Source organism: Exiguobacterium sp. s181 (genome assembly GCF_018617125.1).
Classification (GTDB): Bacteria; Bacillota; Bacilli; order Exiguobacteriales; family Exiguobacteriaceae; genus Exiguobacterium; species Exiguobacterium profundum.
In genome coordinates this window covers 450,645-472,437 of record NZ_JACSJM010000001.1, presented here as the reverse complement: position 1 = coordinate 472,437, position 21,793 = coordinate 450,645, and the positions used below count along the sequence as shown (strand labels likewise).

Below are 21,793 nucleotides of genomic sequence, written 5' to 3'. Positions count from 1 at the left end.
ACAAATGGATCCGTCTCGAGGAATACCTCACTCATAATGATGACATGTCAAAACGTCTAATCAAGTTGATTCCAAATCTCAAAGAAATCTTCTAGTCTTGCTGAGAATTCTTCATCTGACAGTACTGCCTCATGCAATTCAGTAGAGACAGATAGATATTCGCCCCTACCCGTATCATAAAGAACCTCTTCATCCGCTTCGGACAAGAATAGATATAAAATGAAATCTTTGATATTCCGTGTCACTAATATCGCATCTTGCTCATAAGCTGCACTCAGAATCCTCGCATCCGACACTTGCATGTGTTGCGGTGTGAGTTGACATTCTTCATGAATGCGCGACCCATATTTAGCTTTTAGAATGGCGCTTAACTCCCTCAACTTATTCTCAATTTCACGCGTACTTTTCTCATAGACGATTTGACAATCGTTCACAGCATCGAGAATACGTTAGCGTTCATTCGGTTTCGGCGGGATTTCTGCCAATAGTTGTACATCCAGTTCAACTTTCACCTCTTCAGGAATCATCAAAATCGCATTAGAATCCTCTTTGATTTTTTTCCAAAAGTGTTGACACTGCTTCTGATGTTTTTGTGCCTCAACGTCATTAGAACGCGCACTCAAATCTCGAATCACATTCGTATCAATCACGTATTTAACAATCATCATTTCACTCTTTCACTTCATCGACGTCCTGTAATAATACAGAAGCGAGTCGTTCGGACGATCGTCGTTGTTCTTGAAGTTCAAGCAAAAGTTCTTCTAAGTCAGGATGACTCACAAATTGTGAGGAAGGGATTCGCCATTTCCCTTTCCCGTTCAATGTACGATGCGCTTCAATTTCATTTGCCATACACTTCCGCCTTACCATTTGAGGAGAGATAGAGAGTAATTTTCCGACCTCAGTTACAGTAAGATATTTCGGCAACAGATGAATGAGGTTTTCTGAAACGGTGTATTGACTCACGATTGCTTCTTCTCGTTCTGACAATTTGATGTCAAGGCTTTGCTCATATTCTTTAAGCGCATTGATTGCACGGCGAACAGCACTTTGACGCTTTAGGTCATTATTCAATTCAGTGGCGACTTCTATTTTTTCAAGTTGAGCATCCCGTTCAAGCACCTTCATGATGTCATCTTTATGATTTTTGTAATCTTTCAGCATACATCTCATCCTCACTTTCGAAACAAACGAAACAAACGAAACTTAATTATATTATACCCGCTCTTCTACTTATTGAACAACTTGATATAAAAGTAATTCGATTGAAGCACTTCAATAAAATAGACACCCGTTCCAAGTAGCTTGAAACGAGTGTCCATCGATAGTCACAGGGCAATTTCTCTTTAGAAATTCGCCCCTAAAACCATTATTCACTTACTCTGCAGCATTGACGTCGACGATCCGTCCTTCAACAGCCGGTGTGACTTCTTCACCGAGGCTGATCAAGTGATCGCGGAAGTTTTCCCAGTCGATGAGACCGAGGTCATTGACGCGGCCTTCATCAAATGCTTTCTTGAACTCAGCGTAGTTGTCTCCACCTTGCGCTGTGAAGAAGTTCGTTGCGACTTTATAGCTCGTCGCATCATCTACTGCTACGAATTCTGAGCCGTTGTTGTATTCCAAGCTAACGATGCGCTCGCCAGCCGGTTTCGAGCTGTCGAACAACACTTTGAATCCAGAAACGTGGAGGAATCCACCGTTCTCGACCGGGTAAATGCCAACACTACGCTCGAAGGCCGCTTTCAATTCGCTACCTTTCAAGTCCATGATGGCGAGCGTGTTTCCGAATGGAAGTGTCGTTAACACTTCACCTGTCGTGACAGGACCTGCATTGATTGCTTCACGGATTCCACCACCGTTTTGAACGGCACCGATGACAGCAGAATCATATTCTTTCGCTTTCGCGAGCATGCCATCTGTGATCAAGTTACCGAGGGCTGTCTCATTTTTACGGACACTCGGTGCTGTTTCATCACCTTTGTCACGTGGGTTATCGAGTGGCGCTGTAAGAGACACACCGATTGGATCTTCACTAATCGCATCAACCACTTCTTTGAACGGTGCGAGAAGTGAGACCGCGTATGGATCCGGCTGAAGTGCTTTCACGTCAATCAAGCTACCTGCATGCTTGATGACTTTCCCGTCTTTGTCGAACTCGACATCAACCGTTCCGAGGAAATTGCTATATTGGTCCGCTTGAACGATGACCGTCGGTTCTGTTTTCCCTGCAGTGATGAGGACCGGCTCACTCAAACGAGCGTGCGTGTGTCCACCGACGATGATATCGATCCCGTCTACGTTTTCAGCAAGCAACAAGTCGTTGTCGAATGCTGGGTTGTCGTTATATCCAAGGTGTGAGACCGCAACGATTTGGTCGACACCCATCTCTTCGAACGCATCGACTGCTTTTTGTGCTTCTGTGATGTAGTTTTGGAATTCGATTGGCCCTGGGCTAGCGATTGTAGCCGTCTCTTCTGTTGTCAAACCGAAGAATCCGACCTTCTTGCCGTCGACCACTTTGATGACTCCTTCATACAAACGACCGTTATACGCCTTATCCGTCGTTTCGTTGCGGTACAAGTTCTTCATGTATTGGTCTTTTGAATAGTCCACGTTCGAGCTCACGAACGGGAAGTTCGCATAGCGGACGAAGTCAGAAAGTTCTTTATGTCCTTGCTCTGTACCGAGGTCGAATTCGTGGTTACCTGGTACCATCAAGTCGTATTTCATGTAGTTCATGAGTTTGAGGTCGGCTTGACCTTTGAACTCGTTGAAGTAGAGCGATCCTGAGAAGACGTCCCCTGCGTCGATCAAGAGGCTATCTGGCTTCTCGGCACGAACTTGCTTGATGGCTGTCGCACGGTTCGGTGCGTACTTGAGCGCTGCGTGCGTGTCGTTCGTGTGCATGATCGAGAGCTTGTATCCTTCTACTTTATAAGGAACTTCGAGTGTGATCGTTTTTCCGCGGTTCGTGTATGTAGCCGTCGCGACGAATTCGCCGACTTCATCTGTGTTGATCCCGCTCCAACGAACTGGTTTTTCGTAAGTGCCGCTCGCGAAACGCACATCTTGCTTCACGATTCCGACTGCTGGCTTCCCTTGTTTGAACACGAGTGGCTCAGACGGCGGAAGGATTTCAAGTGGATGATCGAGGACGCGTACACGTTTCTCGATGTACATGCCTTTTCCTTTTACGATCCCACGTGCTGTTTGGAACGTGCCGAGCTTCTCGAGGTCAACGCTTGATTTGTACCAGTAGATTGGCGCCCCTTTATATGTAGCGTCGAGTGCTGCATCCAAATCTCCTTTGTATACATACCCTGACTTCGCCTTGACGACCGATGCTTTCGGTGCAGCTTCTGTGACAGCAGCTGGCGTGAGTGATGCTGTCGATACAGCGGCTACGGCAAGCGCTGTATACAGTTTACGTGATGATTTCTTTGCCATGTCCAGTTCCCCTTTCGGATTTGCGAACAAGACACATAGAGGAAAGCGCTTACATCGTTCGACTTATGTGTAATCTCATTGCCCCAAAGTCGTCCGTTTTTCCCCCATATGTACAATTCGCTCTAGTTCTAACGTACCGGAAACGCGTCCAATAAACAATCACAAATTGAAGATTTTTAACCTTTTTACAATTTCCACAAAAAACGATTCCCTCTTTATGACAAATAGGCGAGAGATGGCAAAACCATTTGGGATATAATGGTTTCTAGAAAGAAGGAGGTACATTTATGTATAAAAAATTGTTAGGTTTTAGTCTATTATTCGTCGTCCTGTTCGGGATGCAGTCCGTCGAGGCGGCATCACCGTCGTATAAGACAGTCCAATCCACCCCACTGAAGGCGTCTACGCAAAAAGGGGCCAAGACCTTGATGACCGTGAAGACGAACACGAAAGTCGCGCTCCTCAGCAAGACGAACTCTTGGGCCCACGTCCAAATCGGTAAAACGAAGGGGTATCTCTCCATGCGGTCCGTCATGCCGCTCGAGACACCGATTGCTTCCTATGATATGAACGAAGTCATGAGCTATAAGGGCACGGACATCGTTAGTATCTCCGGGACCAGCTACAAGATCGACCCAGCACTCAAGCCATTCTTCCAAAAGAACGGCACGGCACTTAAAAGCATGCTAGTCGTACCGAAAACAAAGGACCGTACGTTGATCGGTTGGAAACAGCTCAGTTTCTTCCCGCTCGGTCAACCTGCCAGCTCGCTCGTCATCGACAAAGCGGCAGCGAGTCGGATCGACAGCTTATACATCCCTTGGAATCCGATGTCACCGAACTTCACCTTGACGACGGCAGGACCGCTCCGTCAAGTCGTCGCGAACGCACATGCGCATGACCCTGCAATCGATGGTGAGGTACAAAAACTCACCTTGAACGGTCAGATCGAGCAACTCCATACGGCAGGGGAAGTCCAGATCGCCGGAAAAGGAACAATCGAACGGTGGGACATCTCAAAAGATACGGAATATTCATATGAGATTCCTGTTCGGTATACAGGAGAGGTCGGCTTCTTGAACATCCGCAACACAGATGTCGTCGTACGCGGGACGAGCACGCTCAAAGTCCGTACCGTCGCGGCACCGACGAAGACGCACGTCCTCGGAGGAAAGAACGGCGTCATCGGTTCGATCAAGCCATCGAAGACGATTCGCGGGAAGAAAATGGGGAAAGCCGAACTCGCCATCGACAAGATGTTCTCGAACGTGAACGAAGCATCGGTCACGGCTACTCTCGACACGTTGAACATTCCCTACACGACAGCGCGTGTCGGCGACTATGTGACGGCACTTCGCCAAAATGAGGCGGCTGGACCGAGCAAACGCCTCGTCAACTCGGCGACCGACCTGAAAGACATCGTCCGTCTCGTCGATGCGGTCATGACGACGAAACAGACGACACCGGCCTACGTGCATACGTCAGATTCTCAACTGAAAATCCAGACGTTCCATGACCATGTCGACAACGCTTCTTATTACAATCAATATACACGTGCTGTCACCGCAATGGTCGCGGATGGCACATTGCAGTCAATCCGTTTCAAACGTCCACTCATCGAGAAGAAAGAATGGTATATCAGCCAGGAGAAAGATCAGACGTTTGTGTACGATTTCCCTGTCGGATCGATTCGACTCGTCACCATCGACGGCAATACGACTCGTAGCCTCGTCATGGAAACGAAAGCAGTCGAGCGTCCGAACTACCCGGAATCTCGAATCGAACTCGTCTCCATCAATGACAAACCGCTCTCTGCCTATCAGAAAGAGCCGCCTGCCTTTGAGGCGAAAGTGATCGAATCCGGATATCGGACGTATGTCGCCATCCGTGCGAGTGACAAGGAATGGTTACGAAACACTCACTTCTTCTCCGTCGATGTGAACGCAAACTATCGAGATGGGGGTCCGGTCTCAATGGACAAGGTCAACCTCGGAGGATGGAAATCGTCCGAAACCATCATCTTTGAGATGCACGGAGCGAAACGATTGAACAACCTCACGATCCGATCATTCGGCTACAAAGACGCCGTCTACAAGTGAAGCCTACAAAAAATGACATCCTCGGCTGAGGATGTCATTGTCCGTTCGGCTGACTGATGATCGTCAACCAGACGTTTGAGTATACGCCCGCTATAATCGCGTAATCGTTCGGGTCCGCCAAATTGAGCAGTCGTCCGTTCTGATAGAAGTATAGGTTCGTGATGACGCCACCACCTGACGATCCGATGGTGATTCCACGGGCCGTGAGCGTCTCGTCCGGGTCCGTGATGATCGAGACGACCGAGTCGAAGCGGTCCCGCTTGACCGTCAAATAACCGCGGTTTTGATCGATATACACTTCTTTAAATCCACGTGGGTAATGGGAAGCATTCCCATGAATGTACGGTCCTCTTTTCGGGTCGAGGCGAAGCGCCATCCCGCTGAACGTCAACTGTTCGCCGGTCGTGGACGGAAGAATGAAGTCATTCGCTTCCGCATCGTCCGCCGCGCGCGTCCAAAACACCCCCGCCACCAGCAACATCGCGACAAGCGTTACCTGAAGCCCACTCATCATTCTCTTTTTCATCCGTCTTTCCTTGCGACTCATTAGGTCCTCCTTCATGCGTTTTGCCTAGAACTAGTTCAAAAGAATGTATGACTTTATCCCTATCATCATCCAAACATTTTCGCATATGTAAATGATATACATGATTCTTATACAATTATTGTAATATTGTTGGCAAAAATCATCAAGGAAAAACTCAAATTCGTCTGTTTTTTTTATAATCGAGTCAATATGGAATTCGGATGACGTGCTTCGTCCCGCTCTCAAGCCAATATGAGACGATGTACCTATCCCCTGTTTCTTCCACTTGCGTCTTCACGATGCGAGAATGCGTCCGGTCGAGTCGGATGAGGGTCAAGAAGCGGACGTCCGTGCCACATTCGATGGATACGACCTGTGGACGACTCACCCATTCGAAATCACGAGGCGACACGTGACTTTCTTCGATCGTCATATACGATTCTTCCCCTGTCATGAGTTGGACGATCTGCATGGCGCGATTCGACGCATCCATGAACCGGACGTTCTGGGACTCCGGCGACCCCTCGACGAGGTCGAGCCCCGGCGCCACATGGAAGCGCTGGACGAACAGATCCGGTTCTGGTGACGTGATACGGTCGAAGACGACGAGCGTCCGCGCTTGATCGTAGACGACCTTCCGAGTGTGGAGGGCCCCTTTTCCGATGAGCCGGCTCACCCCAGTCGCCACCACCTGCTTTCCAATCGGTTCAACAGATACAATTTCACTTTCTCCGACCCGCTCGACCGACAAGTCGAGCTCGTCCCCGAGGCGATGCACGGTGTTGTGTGACGTGACGCGCATCGCCTCCAAACGTTCCTCGCAGTCCGCATACCCATATCGCCCCGTCTCGACGATGAAGTCACGCCCGAGCCCGTACAGTTCGAGGCTCAGGTCGTCCGCATGCTTGTGGGCCGCACCGTGATAGCCCGCCGTCATCAAAATATAGGTCGCATCACTGAAGGGACGCTTTACATGGGTCCAATATTCACGCATGACGGCATAGTTCGAGCCGAGGTTCACCATCCGTTCAGACGGACAAACCCCTTCCCCTCCCCCGCTCAACGCGTAAGCGAGTGACGGATGGGATTCGACGTCCGGAATCAGATGCCGTCCCCGAATCTGTCCGCCCGTGTCTCCGACCATCGGTAGGGTCCGATTCGGCTTGATCAGATGGACGAGGCGATCCGGCATCGCGTCGATGACGTCAAACCGGTCGGATAAGGAGAAGCCGTTCACGTTCGCCCAGTCGACGAAGCGGCTCAACATATGATAGACGTACACGTGATAGCCCGGCGAATGTTCGAGATGGGTCCCGTCTATAGCGAGACTCGAATCGAGCTGGGCATCGAGACGCGCGCGGGCGACCCGTTCCCATTCCGGGCTTCGGTCGAACTCTGGGAAACAGGATCCGATGGCGAAGAGCGCCATGTCCTGGAACAGCCCGTGATTATGGCGCGGCCGATAAAACGTCGGCGTCGCCAACAGGACGGCGTGGTCGTATAGCATCTTCAATAACTTCTCGGTCATGGATGGGTCACGTTCGATTGGTGCACAGCGGTACGCCTCAAAGAATCCGAGCAGATGGAACACACGGATCGCCGTGCCGTGCTCATGGTACGCCTCACGTTTCCGACTGACCGTGAATGCAGGATGACGTGTATGCCAACTATCGACGATACGGGCGGCGTGTTTCACATAAGCCGTCTCTCCCGTCACCTCGAAGGCACGGGTCAGCTGATGGACGGTCGTCAAATAATGGAGTTGGAGGTAAAAGGAGTTGTTGTCCACCCGCGGCACCATCTGATCCCAATCGAACGTGGCGACGTCCGCGACACGTAACGCGTCGGGTGCTGCCGGAATGTACCAGTCGCCTTGTAAGACACCGTCCGCAAAGCGAACGGCCTGGTCGTCCGTCAATCGCTCATATCGATACGGGGCGATCGGCCGCTTGTCCTGGATGTACTGATGCACGAGCAGGCGGTCCATCCGGTCGGACAGCCTCGCTTTCGTGAGCGGGCGCGTCATGACGAGCATCGTATCGGACGCTGAGACGAGCGTCTGTCTGCCGCCAAGACGAACGACGTAATAACAACCGTACGGGCGTATGAGCCGACCCGTCCCGGTCTTCTCGAATCGCGCCTCCGGTACGACCCGTCTTCCTTTCCACTGATAACACATCGTCCCCGCCGAGATGACGACGTCCCACCCGTGGCTCCCCCGTGCCGCGAGCGAGCCGCCAAATTGGGCGACGAGTCTTGCGATTGAATGTTCCATTCGTTCCCTCACTTGTCATTTGTTATACTTGAAAATTCTACCTTAGCAAATGGTGGGATTCAAGAGTTACCCAGTCGTTCACACAAAAAGCCCAGCTTTCGCTGGGCCCTGCTCATTTTGGTACGTTGATCGTATTCGTCGTGCCGTTCGAGAGCGTATACGTGACGACGTATTGCTCCGGTTGCTCGGCTAACGAGGCGTCGACGATCGACGTGCTCGTCCGGTCAATCCGGATGAGCGTGAGGTAACGGACGTCATCCCCATACTCGATCGAGACGACTTGTTCACGCGGCTTCCATTCGAAGTTGCGGACAGACAAGTGACTCGGCTGAATCGACATGTACGACTCTTCGTCCGTCTCGAGCTGCATCAACTGGATCGTCCGGCGCTTGTCATCCCGGAACGTCACGTTCTGCGCGTCCGTCGAACCGGCGTATGGCTTCAAGCCGTCGCCGAGATGGAATCGCTGCACGAACATGTCCGGAGTCGGCGAAGTGATCTTGTCGTAGACGACGAGCGTCTTCGCCTTGTCATAGACAAGCGTCCGGCGATGAGTCGCACCTTTCCCGACGAGGGCACTTTCTCCGATGGCGATACTCGTATCGCCCTTGTCCTCGACCGATACGATTCGGCTCTTGCCGACCATACTTTTACTCAAGTCAAGATTTTCCCCATAGCGGTGCACGGTGTTGTGCGCCTCGACCTTGAACACTTCCCGGCGTCGTGGGTCCTTCGAGTAGCCAAAGCGTCCCGTCTCGACGATGAAGTCACGGGCGAGCCCGTACAGATCGATGCTCAAGTCATCGGCGTGCTTGTGACCGGTACTATGATACCCCGCCGTCATCATCACTTGGGTCGCTCCCGAGAACGACTCCGGTGGACGTGACCAATATTCGCGCATGAAGCTGTACTGGTCGCCGAGTTGTTTCGTCAACAGTTGCGGCACCGTCCCCTCTGCCCCGCCACTGACGGCGTAGGAGAGTTCCGGATAGTTCTCGGTCTTTGGAATAATGTTCATATCTTTTAAATAACCAGTCGTATCACCGAAGATCGGGAGCGTCCGGTTCGGCTTCAACATATAGGTGAGCTGGTCCGGCATCTTCTCGATATAACCCGACCGTGACGGCAAGACGAAGGCGTTGGCGTCGGCCCATTCGATAAACTGCGACAACGTTTCATACACATATACGTGGTAGTACGGTGAATGCTCCAGATGGACCCCGTCAGGCGAGATGCTGAAAGCGAGTTGGGCCTGAAGGCGCGAGCTCGCGAGCGACTGCCACGTCTTGCTCTTGTCGAACTCTGGGAACGTCTGTGCAATCGCCGTGAGCGCCATGTCTTGGAAGATTCCATGGTTGTGCTCTTTTTTATAGAAGTCAGCGGATGCTAAAATCTCGCCATGCTCGTACAGCGTCTTCAAGATGAGCTCGGTGAACGCCGGGTCTTTGTTGAGCGACGTCTGCTTGTACACGTCCCAGAAGTTCAATAGATGGAAGACGCGGAGCGCAGTGCCCTGGTCGTTGTATCCCCACTTGAGTCGTTTATAGTTATAGGCCGGATGCGCTTTCGTCCAGCTTTTAACGAGACGCTCGCCATATTTGAGATAGGCGAGGTCGCCCGAGTCGTTATACGCCTGCGTCAATTGGTTCAACACCGTCATGTAGTGGATTTGGAACGGGAACGAGTCATTGTTGACATCCGGGACGTCTTTATGCCAATTGAACGTGTCGATGTTCGGTACGGACAATTGTTTCGGCTCCGCCGGGATGTACCAATTGCCGGCGAGTGCCTGATCCGCGTACTGTTTCGCCCTTTCGGTTGAGAGCGAATCATATTCATACGGGATGTGGGCATCGGTCTCTTTCATGTATGTATGAATGAGCGGACGGTTTGTCACCGATTGGATCCGTGCTTTCGTCAACGAGCGGGCCGGGACGACCTCGGCTTGACTCTTCTTCACGTAAATGCGTTTGCCGCCTGACATGGCCAGATAGTACCAACCGGACGGGCGGACGATGCGATACTCTTTCGTCGCGTTCGTCTTCTGGAGCGGGACCAATTTCTTGTCTTTCATTTGATGGAGCATCGTCGACGGGGCGACACGGGCGTTAAAGTCCGAGTTTGCCGCCGCATCGGCCGTGACCGGGGCGAACAGGAGCATCCCGCTCAGCACGCCGATCGACAATCTTGTATACAAAGGTTTCATGATATTCCTCACAGTTTCTGTTTGATTTTACCCTGTAAATTATATCCATCTATCTATGAATAAACAACTTTATTTTGGATTATATTTACCTTTTTTATTATTTTTCCAATATAAAAACACCCACTCGTTGAGGAGTGGGTGTCATAAATCAATAAACCGTCAACTTCCGTTCCACCGTGGCATAGCCTGCCCGATAGATGCGAACGGTCATCTTCGTTCCTTTTTTCTGTTTCGGAATGGCAATCTTGAACGATTGACTCGACCCGACCCGTGTCGTCTTTCCGACTTGGCGATTATTCGCATACACTTTGACGCTCGCTCTCGCATCCGCTTTTCCACTTACAAACGTACTCGTCGTGCGGATCGCCGAGACACTCGCCGTCCGGAAGGCTTTGAGGATCACGGTCGTTGTCGCGGATGATGTGTTTCCAGCGGCATCACGAGCCGTCACCGAGATCTTTTGACCAGCGAGCCAGTTCGACACGTTCAAACGATAGATGCCTTTTGAGTCCGCTTTGGTCGTATACGTCTTGCTACGATACATGATGCGGACGGTCGCTCCCGCTTCTGTCTTTCCAGTGATTTGCTTCAGTGGGACGACCACTTGTTGAATCGTCGGTTTGACCGGTGGCGTCTTGTCGGCGACTTTGAAAGTCATCGATTTTGTCTGCCCAAATGCATCTTTCGATATGATGCGAAGCGATTCGTTCGCCACGAGCGGTCGAACGATGGCGACCGCAAAGTTTCCGTCCGCCTTCGCACGGTTCGAGGTGATGCGTTTCCCAGACTTGTCGTAAATATCGAACGAGATGTATGGATCTAGTTGCCCCGTGATCGTCCGACGGTCTGAAGAAGCTTTCAAATTTTTCGGCGTCGTCAACGTGGACGGACCTTGGAGTGTCTTACTGAATGTATAACGTACCGTACCATCCTCGTTCCGAAGTCGCAGTTCCACATTCACCGGATAGCTGACAGGCTCTGGCAAGTTAATGGTCGTATCATAATTGGACAGATTAATCTTTTGCCCATTCACAATCAAGTCGTAGGCAGAGTAACTGATCCGGCGTGTTTCGTTAGCCAACCACAGTTTCGTTCCGCCTGCGTTGATTCGAACGTCCTCGATGCGATAGTCGAACACGTCCGGCGTCAACGTCCGTTTGTTTCCGACCTCATCCACGACGGTGACCGGAAACAGATTCATTGAATACTTGGATACAGGATAATCAAGCTTAAAGGAGAAACGTCCCGTTTCATCCGCACGTTGTGTAACGTCACCTGTTCTTCCGAAACGTACTAACGTGAGCGGGTCTGTTTTGCCAGAGATGACCTGGTCCCCATATAAGAGCCGATCGAGTACGAGCGATGGAGGTGTGATGTCTTTGACAGTAAGTGTGACCACTCGCTTTAATCCGTTCGGGTTGACCACCTGAATTCGAATTTGGCTCACGCCTGCTTCTTTAAATGTAGCCCCAGTATTTGGTTTTAAGTCAAAAGCATAACGCCATCTTGAAATCGAATCAACCGTTTCCCAAGCCCCGTTAGTAAAGTATTCCACTTTCAAGTCATCAATGAGGTCATCACTCTGTACCCGAACCGTTTCTGTCATTTCAGAGAGAGTCGTCGTATTAGGTTGACCATTGATCGTCAAATTTGGTGCAGTCTCATCTTTTGGCGTAAACTCATATGTTGTGATATTTTTCTTGTCGCTACTCTCGACAGCGAAACGATAGGTCCATTTTTTTAACTCTTGTTGAAGTGTGAAGGAGAAAGCGCCGTCGGTCCCGGTCTTCACTTCCATTCTCGTGCCCTCAGGATTCCATTCTTGGACGCGATTATAGAAGACGACCGTCGCATTCGGCTCTGCATGACCCGACACCACTTTCTCCCCTTCGATGAAACGGGTGAGCGTCGGGGCAGTCATCGCTTGATGGATGCCATCAACATATGGAGAAACCTGTTCTCCCGTACTGACTCGAAGTCGATAAGTCGAACCGTACGGAATATGAACCTCACCTTTTCCTTCGTATAATGAAGTACGAGCTACTTCAATCTCCCCGTTTTTACGCATAATCTGCACTTCTGCTTCCCGAGCCGGTAAGGATGCCTCGATATACATCGTTTCATTCAAAAAGCGTACCGTCGGCTCGGCAATCATGCGTTCTTCTTTTACCGAGATGGACGTAGATAACCGTTGCATCCCGAAATCTGTTTGAAGATAGAATTCATATACTCCCGACTCAAAAAGCGGTAACTCCGTAGAGAACTTTCCATTAGAATCTGCTTGTACTGAGAAATCCCCGTTATCAGAACGGATGAATAGCTTAGCATTCGGTTCTGTTTCTCCCGATAGTTTGCCCGATACGGTAGATGGTGTCGCCTCAATCGTCAAGGGGAACGTAGAATCCACGTACTGACGAATCGATTGTTCCGCTAAAACAGTTCCATCTTTTTTGTATGTGATGGTTTTATGCGACGTTCCGTCCGTTCGAAGTGAAATATAAAATAGTCCTGACTCGTCTACCGTTACTTTTTCTCCATCATATGTAACAGTCATGTCGGGATCTGTCACACCGTACACACCGAAATATTGGGCGACGGAATAGTAAGGCTGCTCCGAAGTCAAACGGACCGGATCAATCTTCACTTCTTTCTCGACAAGCACTTCATTGTTTGGATGGAGCACTTCCACTCTACCTGTGAGCCCTTTAATGTAGTCATCGAACGGAATCGACAACTCTACTTCGAAATGACCATTCGCATCCGAGACAGTGGAAAGGGTCCGGTCATAAAGAGTGAGACGGACATTCTGATAAGGCAAGGTCGTACCGTGAACACGCGACTGACTCCATTGCATCGAGTCGACCTGAATCGGTAAATCAAAAGAATCATCGAACGAATAGCTTCCAGTGACACTTCGTTTCCCATTTGACGCTTTCGTATAAGCTTTCACTTCGTTACCTTGTTTTTTGGGAATTGAAAGTACCTCGACGCCCCGATATGTTTCACCATCATAAATCGCGATGATTTCATAACCGGGATTTGACTGAAGCTGCATCTTTCCAGATTCGACTCCATAAAAGTTTGGCGGGATCGGACCTTTTTCAATCACGGAGGCACTCACTCGCTGAACTGGTTTGTAATAGACGTCATCCTTTTGATAGAATGTCACGATTCGTTCCCCTACTGCCTCAGCTAATGAGACAGTGAACGTTCCGTCCGATTTCACACTAACAGGTCGAATCGTTTGATCCACGCCATAATATAATGGCTCTGTGTACGAAGTCTGTCCCATGAGCATCTTGCTGTCAGGCTCAAATGCCTGAACGGTCAGCGTGCCCGATGCTTCGACAGGTGACAAAGTAGAGACTAACAAAATCATGACCATAAAAATCATCATCGTTTGTTTAATAATGGATTTTTTATTCATTTTTCATCCCTTTTTTCTTTTTATTATGTAAAAAAATAAATTTTTCCGACATTTAATATATCACCACCCTCCTCATTTAGCCTACATATTTTTTGATAAGGTCGTCCGAAATTTATCGACAAGACTCGACAATCTGAAGATTGCTTCCCCTTCCGTCCTCCTATAATGGTTGTTATAGAGAATCCCTGCTTTTGATCCATAAGGCTTGGTGCAAATGAGATACAGCATTTCGAGGCTACATCCGATTTGATTTGACGAAACGACACGATTGGCGAGGTGCGAAAACCGCATAACAACCATTATGCTGTAACCACCTAGGAAACTTGAGACGCGCGCGGGAAAGCAGTTCATCATGCCAGACGCAAACGAACAAATCAAAGAGTGGGAACCGATGATCTATTACGTCATCCGCCAACTCCATCTTCATCCGAACGAAGTCGACGATGCCGCCCAGACGGCACGGATTGCCCTATGGCGAGCCATCCAAGACGGTAAGACGCTAGGGAAAACCTACTGTTTCATCCGCATCCGTGGGGCCATCTTGAACGAGCGTGCCAAACAGGCGAAGACACTCCAACACGAGGTGACGAGTGAGCGCCTCCCCGAGCAAATCGACAAGAGTGAGATGCCGCTGTCCCTCTGGCTCGACGACAAGCGTTCCACTTTACCAAATCGTCATTTCACCTTACTCTGCCATATGCTTCACGGAACTGAAGCATCGCTCGGGTACTCCCCGAGCCGCCTCCGCTCCTACAAGGCCGAACTCCAGCGGATGCTCCGTGAGGACGATAAGTAAGAGGAGAATGAAGATGACTTTACACATGAAAGACGCTGTCGACCAGCACGTCCACTACTTACGCATGACCGGAAAATCGGACAACACGGTCAGTCAGGCGACCTATAAGTTCGCCCGTTTCGAGAGAATCATGGGACAGAACCGAACTCTCGATGACTTCAAGACGAGACAGGACGTCATGCCGTATATCAATGCCCTCCGCTCGGAAGGATGCCAACCGGTGACCATCAACAATTACTTGAGCGCACTCCGTGGTTTGTATGACTGGGCCATCACCGAGCAACTCGTCACGCACAATCCGTTTCATCACCTTCGCGTGAAAGTGACCGAACGTCCACCTTCGGACGTCCCTACGCCAAGCGACTTACACCGAGTCATCGATGCGATCGACGTCCCGTTGTATCGAACCTTTTTGACGCTCCAGTTGCATACGGGGATGCGCATCAACGAGGTGAGACAGCTGACACTCGATGCGATCGATTTGAACGCGCGTCTCTTGTACATCCACGAATCGAAGACAGGAAAACCGCGCAAGGTCCCACTGAACGATGCGACGCATGCGATGATGACGACGTATCTGGAAGAAGAGCGCCGATGCATCGATTCGCCATACGTCTTCCCGAGTGCCCGCGGTGATCTCATCTGCAAGACAACGATCAACCGTCACCTGAAACGCGCCGCCGAGGACGTGCTCGGTACATCCGTCACGTCGCATACGCTCCGGCACGCCTTCACGTCACATCTCTATGATATGGGCGTCAAGGAGACTACCTTGTCCGAGTTGCTCGGTCATAGTGAACCGAAGACGACCCGACGCTACATCCGCGTGCGCGAGGACCATCTGCGGGATGCGGTGGAACGACTGACGTTGGAGTGAACAAAGGAACATAAAAAATCCGGTCCACGAGCGACCGGATTTTTGATCATCTTTTCATCACATATACCTTCAATAGATATCCGATGATTCCAATCAATGCGGCAATCGCAAGATACACGATTGGCACGAGAAGTTGCGGCGCGGTCAAAGAGACGACGTAAATAAACATCGCGGTATTGAACTACCCCCACCTACGCTTCGCTTAGAGGTGGGGGATTCCTGATTTATCCGACCTGACAGCCGGAACCTGATCAGGCTAGCCCCGTCGTCCCGACGGTTGAAGAAGCCAACATGCGCTCGGCTTCTTGTCTGAGGTTCAGTCCTGCGTTCACATCACGGTCGTGGTGGACCCCACAAGCCGGGCATGTCCATTCACGCAGACCAAGATGTTTCACGTCTTGGTGTCGATGGCCGCAACTCGAACACAATTGGCTCGAGGCGAAGGTCTTCCCGACCTTCACGACGGTCTTGCCGTACCAGCCGGCCTTATACTCGAGCATGCGAAAGAACGCCGACCAGCTCACTTCGGCGATCGACTTGCTCAACTTGCGGTCCTTCTGCATGTCCTTCACCTGCAGGGTCTCGATGCCAATGACGTCGTGGTTTTTGACGATTTCGGTCGACACCTTATGTAGGAAGTCGGTGCGCTTGTTGGCGATCTTCTCGTGGATGCGGGCGACCTTCCGCTTCTGCTTCTGGTAGTTCTTCGCCTCGGAGAGTCTCACCCTCTTGTTCAGGGCGATGCGCTGACGACGGGACAACTTGCGCTGCTCCCTTGCCAGCTTCTTCTCGAGCGTACGGAAGTAACGGTCGTTCTTGTACAATGTGCCGTCCGATAGAACGGCGAAGTTCTTCAGCCCGACGTCGACGCCGACCGATGAACCGGTCTTCGGCAGCTCACCGATCTCCTGCTCTACGAGAAGGGAGACGAAATATTTACCCGAAGCCGTGCATCGGATCGTGGCGCTCAGGATGCGACCCTCGACCTGTCTCGATTTGGCGAAACGCAGCCATTTCAGCTTCGGGAATTTGAGTCGATTCCCGACGATCGAGACCTCGGGGAGCTGGGAATTGCCCTGGATGTTCGCCGTATAGGATTGGACGGGGTTTCGCTTCGACTTGAAACGAGGATGATTCCCCCTTTTCTTGAAGAACTTCTTATACGCGTCGGCCAGGTGTTTGACACTGTTCTGGACGGCGGTGCTATCCACTTCCGTCAACCAACCGAATTCCTGCTTGAGCATGGGAAGTTCTTTCGAGCAGGCATCATACGACAGTCCCTTGCCGGTCGCTTCATGGGCCGCGTCCCATTTCGACAGGAAATGGTTGAACACGAACCGGGAACAGCCGATCGTCTTGGCGATCAGGATTTCCTGTTCCTTCGTCGGATAGATCCGGAATTTATAGCCCTTGTGCTTCACCATGTGACGGTCACCACCTTTGAAGATATTTTACCCGAAGAAAAGGCTGGCGATTCATCTCCCACTTTCACGTAAGCCCTGTCCTTAACGTTTAGAAGTGGGAGTATTCTCGCTTAATTTTGATAAAGAAAAGTAGTAGGAACAAGCTAACATGTTTCAATGTATTTCCCCCCTTCACAATCTGTACGCTTTAGACTGTCCTCACCGAGTCACTTTATCACTTCAATCCGATTGCCGTCTCGGTAGTCTTTTATTTTGACAGGTCGAATACATTTCCTATTTGAAATTAAAAATATAGAAAATTAAGGAAATAACCTCACCTCATGGTATACTTTGAAAAAGAAGTAAATCTATTTTTTGAGGTGTATCTATGAAACGAATCTTACTCGTCCTCGTCTTGATCGGTGCGTGGGGGTCTGTCACCCCGACCGACTCCGCTCAGGCTGCGACGAACCCTTTCCATATCCGCTCTGTCCCGAACGCCATCGTCTATGAGATGAAAAGCGGGAAGCTGACGAAAGTGGCGACCTACTCGACGACGAAGCGCTATGCGGCGATCAGTACGTCCGGTTGGTACTACATCGCTCTGAGCGGTGGGAAGAAAGTCTACATAAAGAAGAGTCAGGCAAAGCTTTTACTCGCCGATCCCATCACCCGTTCGAACCTGACATCGAGCGGGACGGCACGACTGGCGCACGAATACATGCGACAAATGGCACCGCATGTCCCTTATGAATACGAGCGTCTCAGCGAAGCGAAGGCAATCGACTACGCGAACCGGGCCCTTAAGGGGAATTGGTACGTCCCGTCCACACCGTATCGTCTGTCGGTCCCAAACATCGACACGTTCGATTGGCATCGGAGTATCCCAAGCTCTTCAAGCAACTCGTATCCGTTCCAGATTCACTATTTGACGGTATTGAACCAATTGACGCAAGCCTACAATGCGACAGGCGACACCGCGTATTTGAAATACGGGATGCGCGTCGTGAAAAGTTGGACGAAAGCCCACCCCGTCGCCAACTACAAACAGTACCGCTGGCCATATAATGACCACGGTACATCGGTCCGGACGTTCCACTTATTGAACTTCTGGGACGTGTATAAGTCGTCGTCCCTTTACAAAGACACGGCATTCACGGGTCTCATGTTGCGGACACTCCATGAGCATGGCACGTTGCTCGCGACATCGAGTTTTTATAAGTACGAACATAACCACGGGGTGTTCCAAGACATGGCGCTCACGGCGATCGCACAGACGTTCCCACAGTTTGACCAAAGCGCGAATTGGAAAACCATTGCCGACAGCCGGCTCGATAAACAGATTCGCCACAGCATCACGTCGGACGCCGTCCATCTGGAGCATTCGCCGGGCTATCAGGCGTACATGTATCACGTGCTCGACCGTTTCGTCATCTGGGCGGACGAGAACCGCTTCACGCTCCCGTCCAGCATGAACCGTGTCGAGTACATGCCGAAACAGCTGACGTATATGGTCAAGCCGAACGGGACGCTCCCGATTTTCGGGGACACGTCCGGGGCTCGGCGCACGACGTCGATTATCCCGCATATCGACGACTTCCCACAGCTCGCCTATGCGGTCTCCGGTGGGAAAGAAGGGTCACGCCCACCGCTCACGGTGAAGAAGATCAGCACGCAGTATAGCTTCATGCGGGAATATTGGTCCGCCCCACCGCGTGCCTTCAATCAGGCGACACAAGTGATGATGACGGCGGGCTATCACAGTAGTGCCCATAAGCACGCCGACGATTTGAGCATCGACTTGTACGGGCTCGGTCGGGACTTCATCATCGAGACGGGCCGCTACGGCTACACGAACCGTCCAGAACGTCAGCGCGTCTTCGGGGTCGACGCCCACAATACGGTCCATCGTGACGGGGCGAATCTCGACTTGAGCACGTCGATGCGCGAGAAGAGTAAGATTGTCACCGTCAAAAACCTCGGTCCATCACTCCTTGCGATGGGCGAAAGCAAGCTCATCGGTAAAGGGGCGACCCATCGCCGGACACTCGTCTATGACAAGGCGCAGACGCTCGTCGTCTATGACCGGATCAGCTCCCCGACACAGGAGAAGTTCGTGCAACGATTCCATCTTGCGGAAGGTCTGAAACTGCTCCAGAGTTCGATGGCGACCCAAAACGTCGTCTATGGCGACTCGAACGGTCGGACGATCCAACTCATGCAGCTCAACCTGAAAAATTCATCGATGCGCAACAGCACGAGTTTCGTCGCCGTCGAGGATTACGAATGGAAGCCGCGTCCGCAAGTCATCTCGTATAACACCGGGAAAGACGTGCGCTATCTCACGCTCATCCGACTCGACCAGTCGAAGACGACGATCCGGTCGGCGAGTGTGAAAGTATCCGGTTCGAACTACATCGTGACGTACACGCTCTCGAATAAAGAGACGAGACAGATCAGTGTACCAATCTAAACAATTCTTTTTAACAACCTCGTATGATATTTTTATAAATTGTATATGTAAAAAATGACCTCAACGACATTGAGGTCATTTTTTAACTTCTCATAATTATGGTTCGAACAATCTATTACTCATTTGTAATTAAAACAATATTACATAACTTGTTTAAGCCGGTTTTCTAAAATGACGGCTTCTTTCAAATTTTTGTTCTCCTGTTCAGTTATATCGACTTTCTGTTGCAAAAATTCGATATATGTTTCCAGCCCCTCTAGTAATGTATTTAGCTCAGTTAAATCTGCCTTATGATCTATTTCTTTCGTCAAAAATTCAATGGACTGCCTTCTTAATTTTTCTTCATAAATTGTAGATGAATCAATGTAACCCTGCTTTTGCCCATCATAAAGGCCTAATTCGTAGATCTTTTTAGAAAAAATGGACGTTTTAAGCGCTTCTTTTGCGTCTGATTCGATTTCCTTTTTCGCTTCAGTAATCCCTTTTTTTACACCGTGTTTAGAAACATTTTTAACAACAGGTATAAGTGTTGTCCCACCTGGAATCAATAGCTTCACAATTCTTTTGTTAAATGCCATATATAATCCTCACTCATCTGATTTAAAATTCAGTCGAATTGATTTCTCAAATCTCATCTGATTATTTTTTTCTTTTTCAATTCCTGCTAACAATAACTTTATATAATCCTCAGCATCTAATAAAAGTCTTTCAAGTTCTTGAATATCCGTTGCTAGATTCTCTTCCTTATCTAGAAAGGATTCTATCTGACTTTTAAACTTTTCTTCAAATACGTTCGCTGCCTCTATGAGTCCTTCTTTTTTCCCTTCTGAAACACCTAAACTATAGACATTTTTGAATATAGGTGACGATTTAAAATAATTCTTTAAATCATCATCACCTTTTAAACCGATTAAACTCGGCATCACTAGAGGACCTGCTACATAATTAAAGTAATTCTTTCTTTTCTTAAACATGTTTAATCCTCCCTTAAAGTATTCAAAATTATAGATGACTTTCACCCATAACCTTATTTTTAAATCCATTTAATACAAACTCTTCTTTGATTTGACGAATAAAGGCCTCATCAGAGATGATTCTATGAATTGTAATTATCAACCCACCAACATCCAACTTCTTTAGTGCAGTCTTATCACCTAAATACGTCTGCAACCCGACATAAATCAAATTACTTGAAGTGGCGATCACATTAGAATACATCAAAATTTTTCTAGTTTTTACTTCATAAAGCTTTAAATTATGATGTATCGCTTCATCATAGAAAAGAGAATGAATCGCTGCAATCAATGCATTTATAAATGATGATAGCGCCATACTTCGACCGACACTATATATGTCAATTGAATTTTTCACTAGTGTCGCGGATAAATCTGGACTGATTGAATTGAGGATAGGTATAGGTAATCCCATTTTTGTAAATGCATCTGAACCTAGATGAATCGCATGTTTTAATACAGCTTTGACGAGGTCTAAAATATCCGCTTGGATACGATGAAAAGAGCGCTCAAAAACGCTTATAATATGAGTGATTCCAGAAATTTTATATTCATTCCCAATTAAATTCGTATTGTATGATTCCAACATGAAATTATTTTTGGTAATTGTATCTGACAAAATATTTGCCGTCCCAAAAATCCATCCTAATAACGGATCGTGACCAAGTGTTGTAAATCGATGATTCGCACCACTGATTCCGGTGTTTCCCACGAACATATCTTTTTTAAACGCATCATACGAAACAGGTCCGCTCAAAGAAATTGGTGTGAATGGTTTCATTGCTTTGCTAGCTGCTTGATCACTCTTAAATCTTAATTTGTCACTACTCAACCAATACTGACGTACGCACTGGAGAGCTGTCGCAAAAAATAAGAATGTCATATCAACTTTACCTAATCCGGTTTGCTTTTCGAACATTTCTTCTAAGTCTTCTAAAACCCGGTGAGGATTTCTCGCAATTTCAGAGACACGTTCAGTTTCCAATCTAATGTTTTGCATATCATCTAAATTCTTATTTGCAGAATTCATCAATCTCATTCTTCTCTGTTTCATTTCATCCAAATCCATCATTTCACCATTCTTTCCTAATAAAAGGTTATACATTAATTTTAATTGAATTTTTTTACTTTATCTATCTTTTGTTTAATTCCTATAAAAAAACGGATAAGGTGTTTTGACACTTAAATTCTTATCTATACGAAACTAAATTAATTTATATGAATTCTAGATTCACATGATATATCCAC

The 21,793-nt window shown here is 49.0% G+C and carries 16 protein-coding genes; 4 read left to right on the top strand and 12 right to left on the bottom strand.

The window, feature by feature from the left end:
- Nucleotides 1-449: 449 nt before the first annotated feature.
- The 3 genes from KNO70_RS02495 to KNO70_RS02485 all read right to left on the bottom strand — a co-directional run bounded on the left by KNO70_RS02495 (nucleotide 450) and on the right by KNO70_RS02485 (nucleotide 3,450).
- Entirely contained in the window at nucleotides 450-665 is a 216-nt protein-coding gene (locus tag KNO70_RS02495) for a PIN domain-containing protein (RefSeq protein ID WP_214811131.1), read from the bottom strand.
- Between the two features lie 4 nt (nucleotides 666-669).
- The gene (locus tag KNO70_RS02490; RefSeq protein ID WP_168169861.1) at nucleotides 670-1,164 is read right to left on the bottom strand and encodes a helix-turn-helix domain-containing protein; all 495 of its coding nucleotides are present in this window, start codon (nucleotides 1,162-1,164) and stop codon (nucleotides 670-672) included.
- A gap of 213 nt (nucleotides 1,165-1,377) precedes the next feature.
- On the bottom strand, nucleotides 1,378-3,450 hold the full coding sequence (locus KNO70_RS02485; protein ID WP_214811129.1) for a bifunctional metallophosphatase/5'-nucleotidase: 2,073 nt from the start codon (nucleotides 3,448-3,450) through the stop codon (nucleotides 1,378-1,380).
- Nucleotides 3,451-3,737: 287 nt separating this feature from the next.
- On the opposite strand from KNO70_RS02485, the gene KNO70_RS02480 reads away from it, so the two are divergent.
- Nucleotides 3,738-5,549 carry a hypothetical protein gene (locus KNO70_RS02480; RefSeq protein ID WP_214811126.1) on the top strand — a complete coding sequence of 604 codons (1,812 nt, stop codon included), beginning with the start codon at nucleotides 3,738-3,740 and terminating at the stop codon, nucleotides 5,547-5,549.
- A 34-nt stretch (nucleotides 5,550-5,583) separates the two neighbouring features.
- Here the strand turns inward: KNO70_RS02480 and KNO70_RS02475 are convergent, their stop codons facing one another.
- The 4 genes from KNO70_RS02475 to KNO70_RS02460 all read right to left on the bottom strand — a co-directional run bounded on the left by KNO70_RS02475 (nucleotide 5,584) and on the right by KNO70_RS02460 (nucleotide 13,983).
- On the bottom strand, nucleotides 5,584-6,096 hold the full coding sequence (locus tag KNO70_RS02475) for a hypothetical protein (RefSeq protein ID WP_214687359.1): 513 nt from the start codon (nucleotides 6,094-6,096) through the stop codon (nucleotides 5,584-5,586).
- 184 nt (nucleotides 6,097-6,280) lie between these two features.
- Nucleotides 6,281-8,350 carry a heparinase II/III family protein gene (locus KNO70_RS02470; protein ID WP_214811124.1) on the bottom strand — a complete coding sequence of 690 codons (2,070 nt, stop codon included), beginning with the start codon at nucleotides 8,348-8,350 and terminating at the stop codon, nucleotides 6,281-6,283.
- A 112-nt stretch (nucleotides 8,351-8,462) separates the two neighbouring features.
- The gene (locus tag KNO70_RS02465) at nucleotides 8,463-10,556 is read right to left on the bottom strand and encodes a heparinase II/III family protein (protein WP_214811122.1); all 2,094 of its coding nucleotides are present in this window, start codon (nucleotides 10,554-10,556) and stop codon (nucleotides 8,463-8,465) included.
- 148 nt (nucleotides 10,557-10,704) lie between these two features.
- Entirely contained in the window at nucleotides 10,705-13,983 is a 3,279-nt protein-coding gene (locus tag KNO70_RS02460) for an Ig-like domain-containing protein (RefSeq protein WP_214811120.1), read from the bottom strand.
- Between the two features lie 352 nt (nucleotides 13,984-14,335).
- Here KNO70_RS02460 and KNO70_RS02455 point away from each other — a divergent pair, with 352 nt between their 5' ends.
- Together KNO70_RS02455 and KNO70_RS02450 are read left to right on the top strand one after the other, a co-directional pair.
- The gene (locus tag KNO70_RS02455) at nucleotides 14,336-14,779 is read left to right on the top strand and encodes a sigma factor (protein WP_214811118.1); all 444 of its coding nucleotides are present in this window, start codon (nucleotides 14,336-14,338) and stop codon (nucleotides 14,777-14,779) included.
- 13 nt (nucleotides 14,780-14,792) lie between these two features.
- Nucleotides 14,793-15,656: a tyrosine-type recombinase/integrase gene (locus KNO70_RS02450; RefSeq protein ID WP_214811116.1), complete on the top strand. Its 864-nt coding sequence runs from the start codon at nucleotides 14,793-14,795 to the stop codon at nucleotides 15,654-15,656.
- 46 nt (nucleotides 15,657-15,702) lie between these two features.
- On the opposite strand, the gene KNO70_RS16220 is transcribed toward KNO70_RS02450, so the two are convergent.
- Together KNO70_RS16220 and tnpB are read right to left on the bottom strand one after the other, a co-directional pair.
- Nucleotides 15,703-15,825 carry a hypothetical protein gene (locus KNO70_RS16220; protein ID WP_256439553.1) on the bottom strand — a complete coding sequence of 41 codons (123 nt, stop codon included), beginning with the start codon at nucleotides 15,823-15,825 and terminating at the stop codon, nucleotides 15,703-15,705.
- A gap of 82 nt (nucleotides 15,826-15,907) precedes the next feature.
- A complete protein-coding gene (gene tnpB / locus KNO70_RS02445) occupies nucleotides 15,908-17,080 on the bottom strand; it encodes an IS200/IS605 family element RNA-guided endonuclease TnpB (protein ID WP_214811108.1) in 1,173 nt (390 codons plus the stop codon).
- Nucleotides 17,081-17,447: 367 nt separating this feature from the next.
- On the opposite strand from tnpB, the gene KNO70_RS02440 reads away from it, so the two are divergent.
- The gene (locus tag KNO70_RS02440) at nucleotides 17,448-19,532 is read left to right on the top strand and encodes a heparinase II/III domain-containing protein (RefSeq protein WP_214811106.1); all 2,085 of its coding nucleotides are present in this window, start codon (nucleotides 17,448-17,450) and stop codon (nucleotides 19,530-19,532) included.
- Between the two features lie 140 nt (nucleotides 19,533-19,672).
- Here KNO70_RS02440 and KNO70_RS02435 read toward each other — a convergent pair whose 3' ends face one another.
- From KNO70_RS02435 to KNO70_RS02425, 3 genes are read right to left on the bottom strand one after another with little or no spacing between them, the layout of a single operon-like run.
- Nucleotides 19,673-20,110 (bottom strand): hypothetical protein, encoded by a 438-nt coding sequence (locus tag KNO70_RS02435; RefSeq protein ID WP_078147468.1) that lies wholly within the window; start codon nucleotides 20,108-20,110, stop codon nucleotides 19,673-19,675.
- A gap of 9 nt (nucleotides 20,111-20,119) precedes the next feature.
- Nucleotides 20,120-20,506: a hypothetical protein gene (locus KNO70_RS02430; RefSeq protein ID WP_078147469.1), complete on the bottom strand. Its 387-nt coding sequence runs from the start codon at nucleotides 20,504-20,506 to the stop codon at nucleotides 20,120-20,122.
- A 28-nt stretch (nucleotides 20,507-20,534) separates the two neighbouring features.
- Nucleotides 20,535-21,614 carry a hypothetical protein gene (locus tag KNO70_RS02425; protein ID WP_143404783.1) on the bottom strand — a complete coding sequence of 360 codons (1,080 nt, stop codon included), beginning with the start codon at nucleotides 21,612-21,614 and terminating at the stop codon, nucleotides 20,535-20,537.
- Nucleotides 21,615-21,793: the final 179 nt, after the last annotated feature.

Bases quoted from the DNA above. Each gene is read 5' to 3' on its own strand.
- KNO70_RS02495 (WP_214811131.1), bottom strand. From the start codon at position 665: ATGATTGTTAAATACGTGATTGATACGAATGTGATTCGAGATTTGAGT.
- KNO70_RS02490 (WP_168169861.1), bottom strand. From the start codon at position 1,164: ATGCTGAAAGATTACAAAAATCATAAAGATGACATCATGAAGGTGCTT.
- KNO70_RS02485 (WP_214811129.1), bottom strand. From the start codon at position 3,450: ATGGCAAAGAAATCATCACGTAAACTGTATACAGCGCTTGCCGTAGCC.
- KNO70_RS02480 (WP_214811126.1), top strand. From the start codon at position 3,738: ATGTATAAAAAATTGTTAGGTTTTAGTCTATTATTCGTCGTCCTGTTC.
- KNO70_RS02475 (WP_214687359.1), bottom strand. From the start codon at position 6,096: ATGAGTCGCAAGGAAAGACGGATGAAAAAGAGAATGATGAGTGGGCTT.
- KNO70_RS02470 (WP_214811124.1), bottom strand. From the start codon at position 8,350: ATGGAACATTCAATCGCAAGACTCGTCGCCCAATTTGGCGGCTCGCTC.
- KNO70_RS02465 (WP_214811122.1), bottom strand. From the start codon at position 10,556: ATGAAACCTTTGTATACAAGATTGTCGATCGGCGTGCTGAGCGGGATG.
- KNO70_RS02460 (WP_214811120.1), bottom strand. From the start codon at position 13,983: ATGAATAAAAAATCCATTATTAAACAAACGATGATGATTTTTATGGTC.
- KNO70_RS02455 (WP_214811118.1), top strand. From the start codon at position 14,336: ATGCCAGACGCAAACGAACAAATCAAAGAGTGGGAACCGATGATCTAT.
- KNO70_RS02450 (WP_214811116.1), top strand. From the start codon at position 14,793: ATGACTTTACACATGAAAGACGCTGTCGACCAGCACGTCCACTACTTA.
- KNO70_RS16220 (WP_256439553.1), bottom strand. From the start codon at position 15,825: ATGTTTATTTACGTCGTCTCTTTGACCGCGCCGCAACTTCTCGTGCCA.
- tnpB (WP_214811108.1), bottom strand. From the start codon at position 17,080: ATGGTGAAGCACAAGGGCTATAAATTCCGGATCTATCCGACGAAGGAA.
- KNO70_RS02440 (WP_214811106.1), top strand. From the start codon at position 17,448: ATGAAACGAATCTTACTCGTCCTCGTCTTGATCGGTGCGTGGGGGTCT.
- KNO70_RS02435 (WP_078147468.1), bottom strand. From the start codon at position 20,110: ATGGCATTTAACAAAAGAATTGTGAAGCTATTGATTCCAGGTGGGACA.
- KNO70_RS02430 (WP_078147469.1), bottom strand. From the start codon at position 20,506: ATGTTTAAGAAAAGAAAGAATTACTTTAATTATGTAGCAGGTCCTCTA.
- KNO70_RS02425 (WP_143404783.1), bottom strand. From the start codon at position 21,614: ATGGATTTGGATGAAATGAAACAGAGAAGAATGAGATTGATGAATTCT.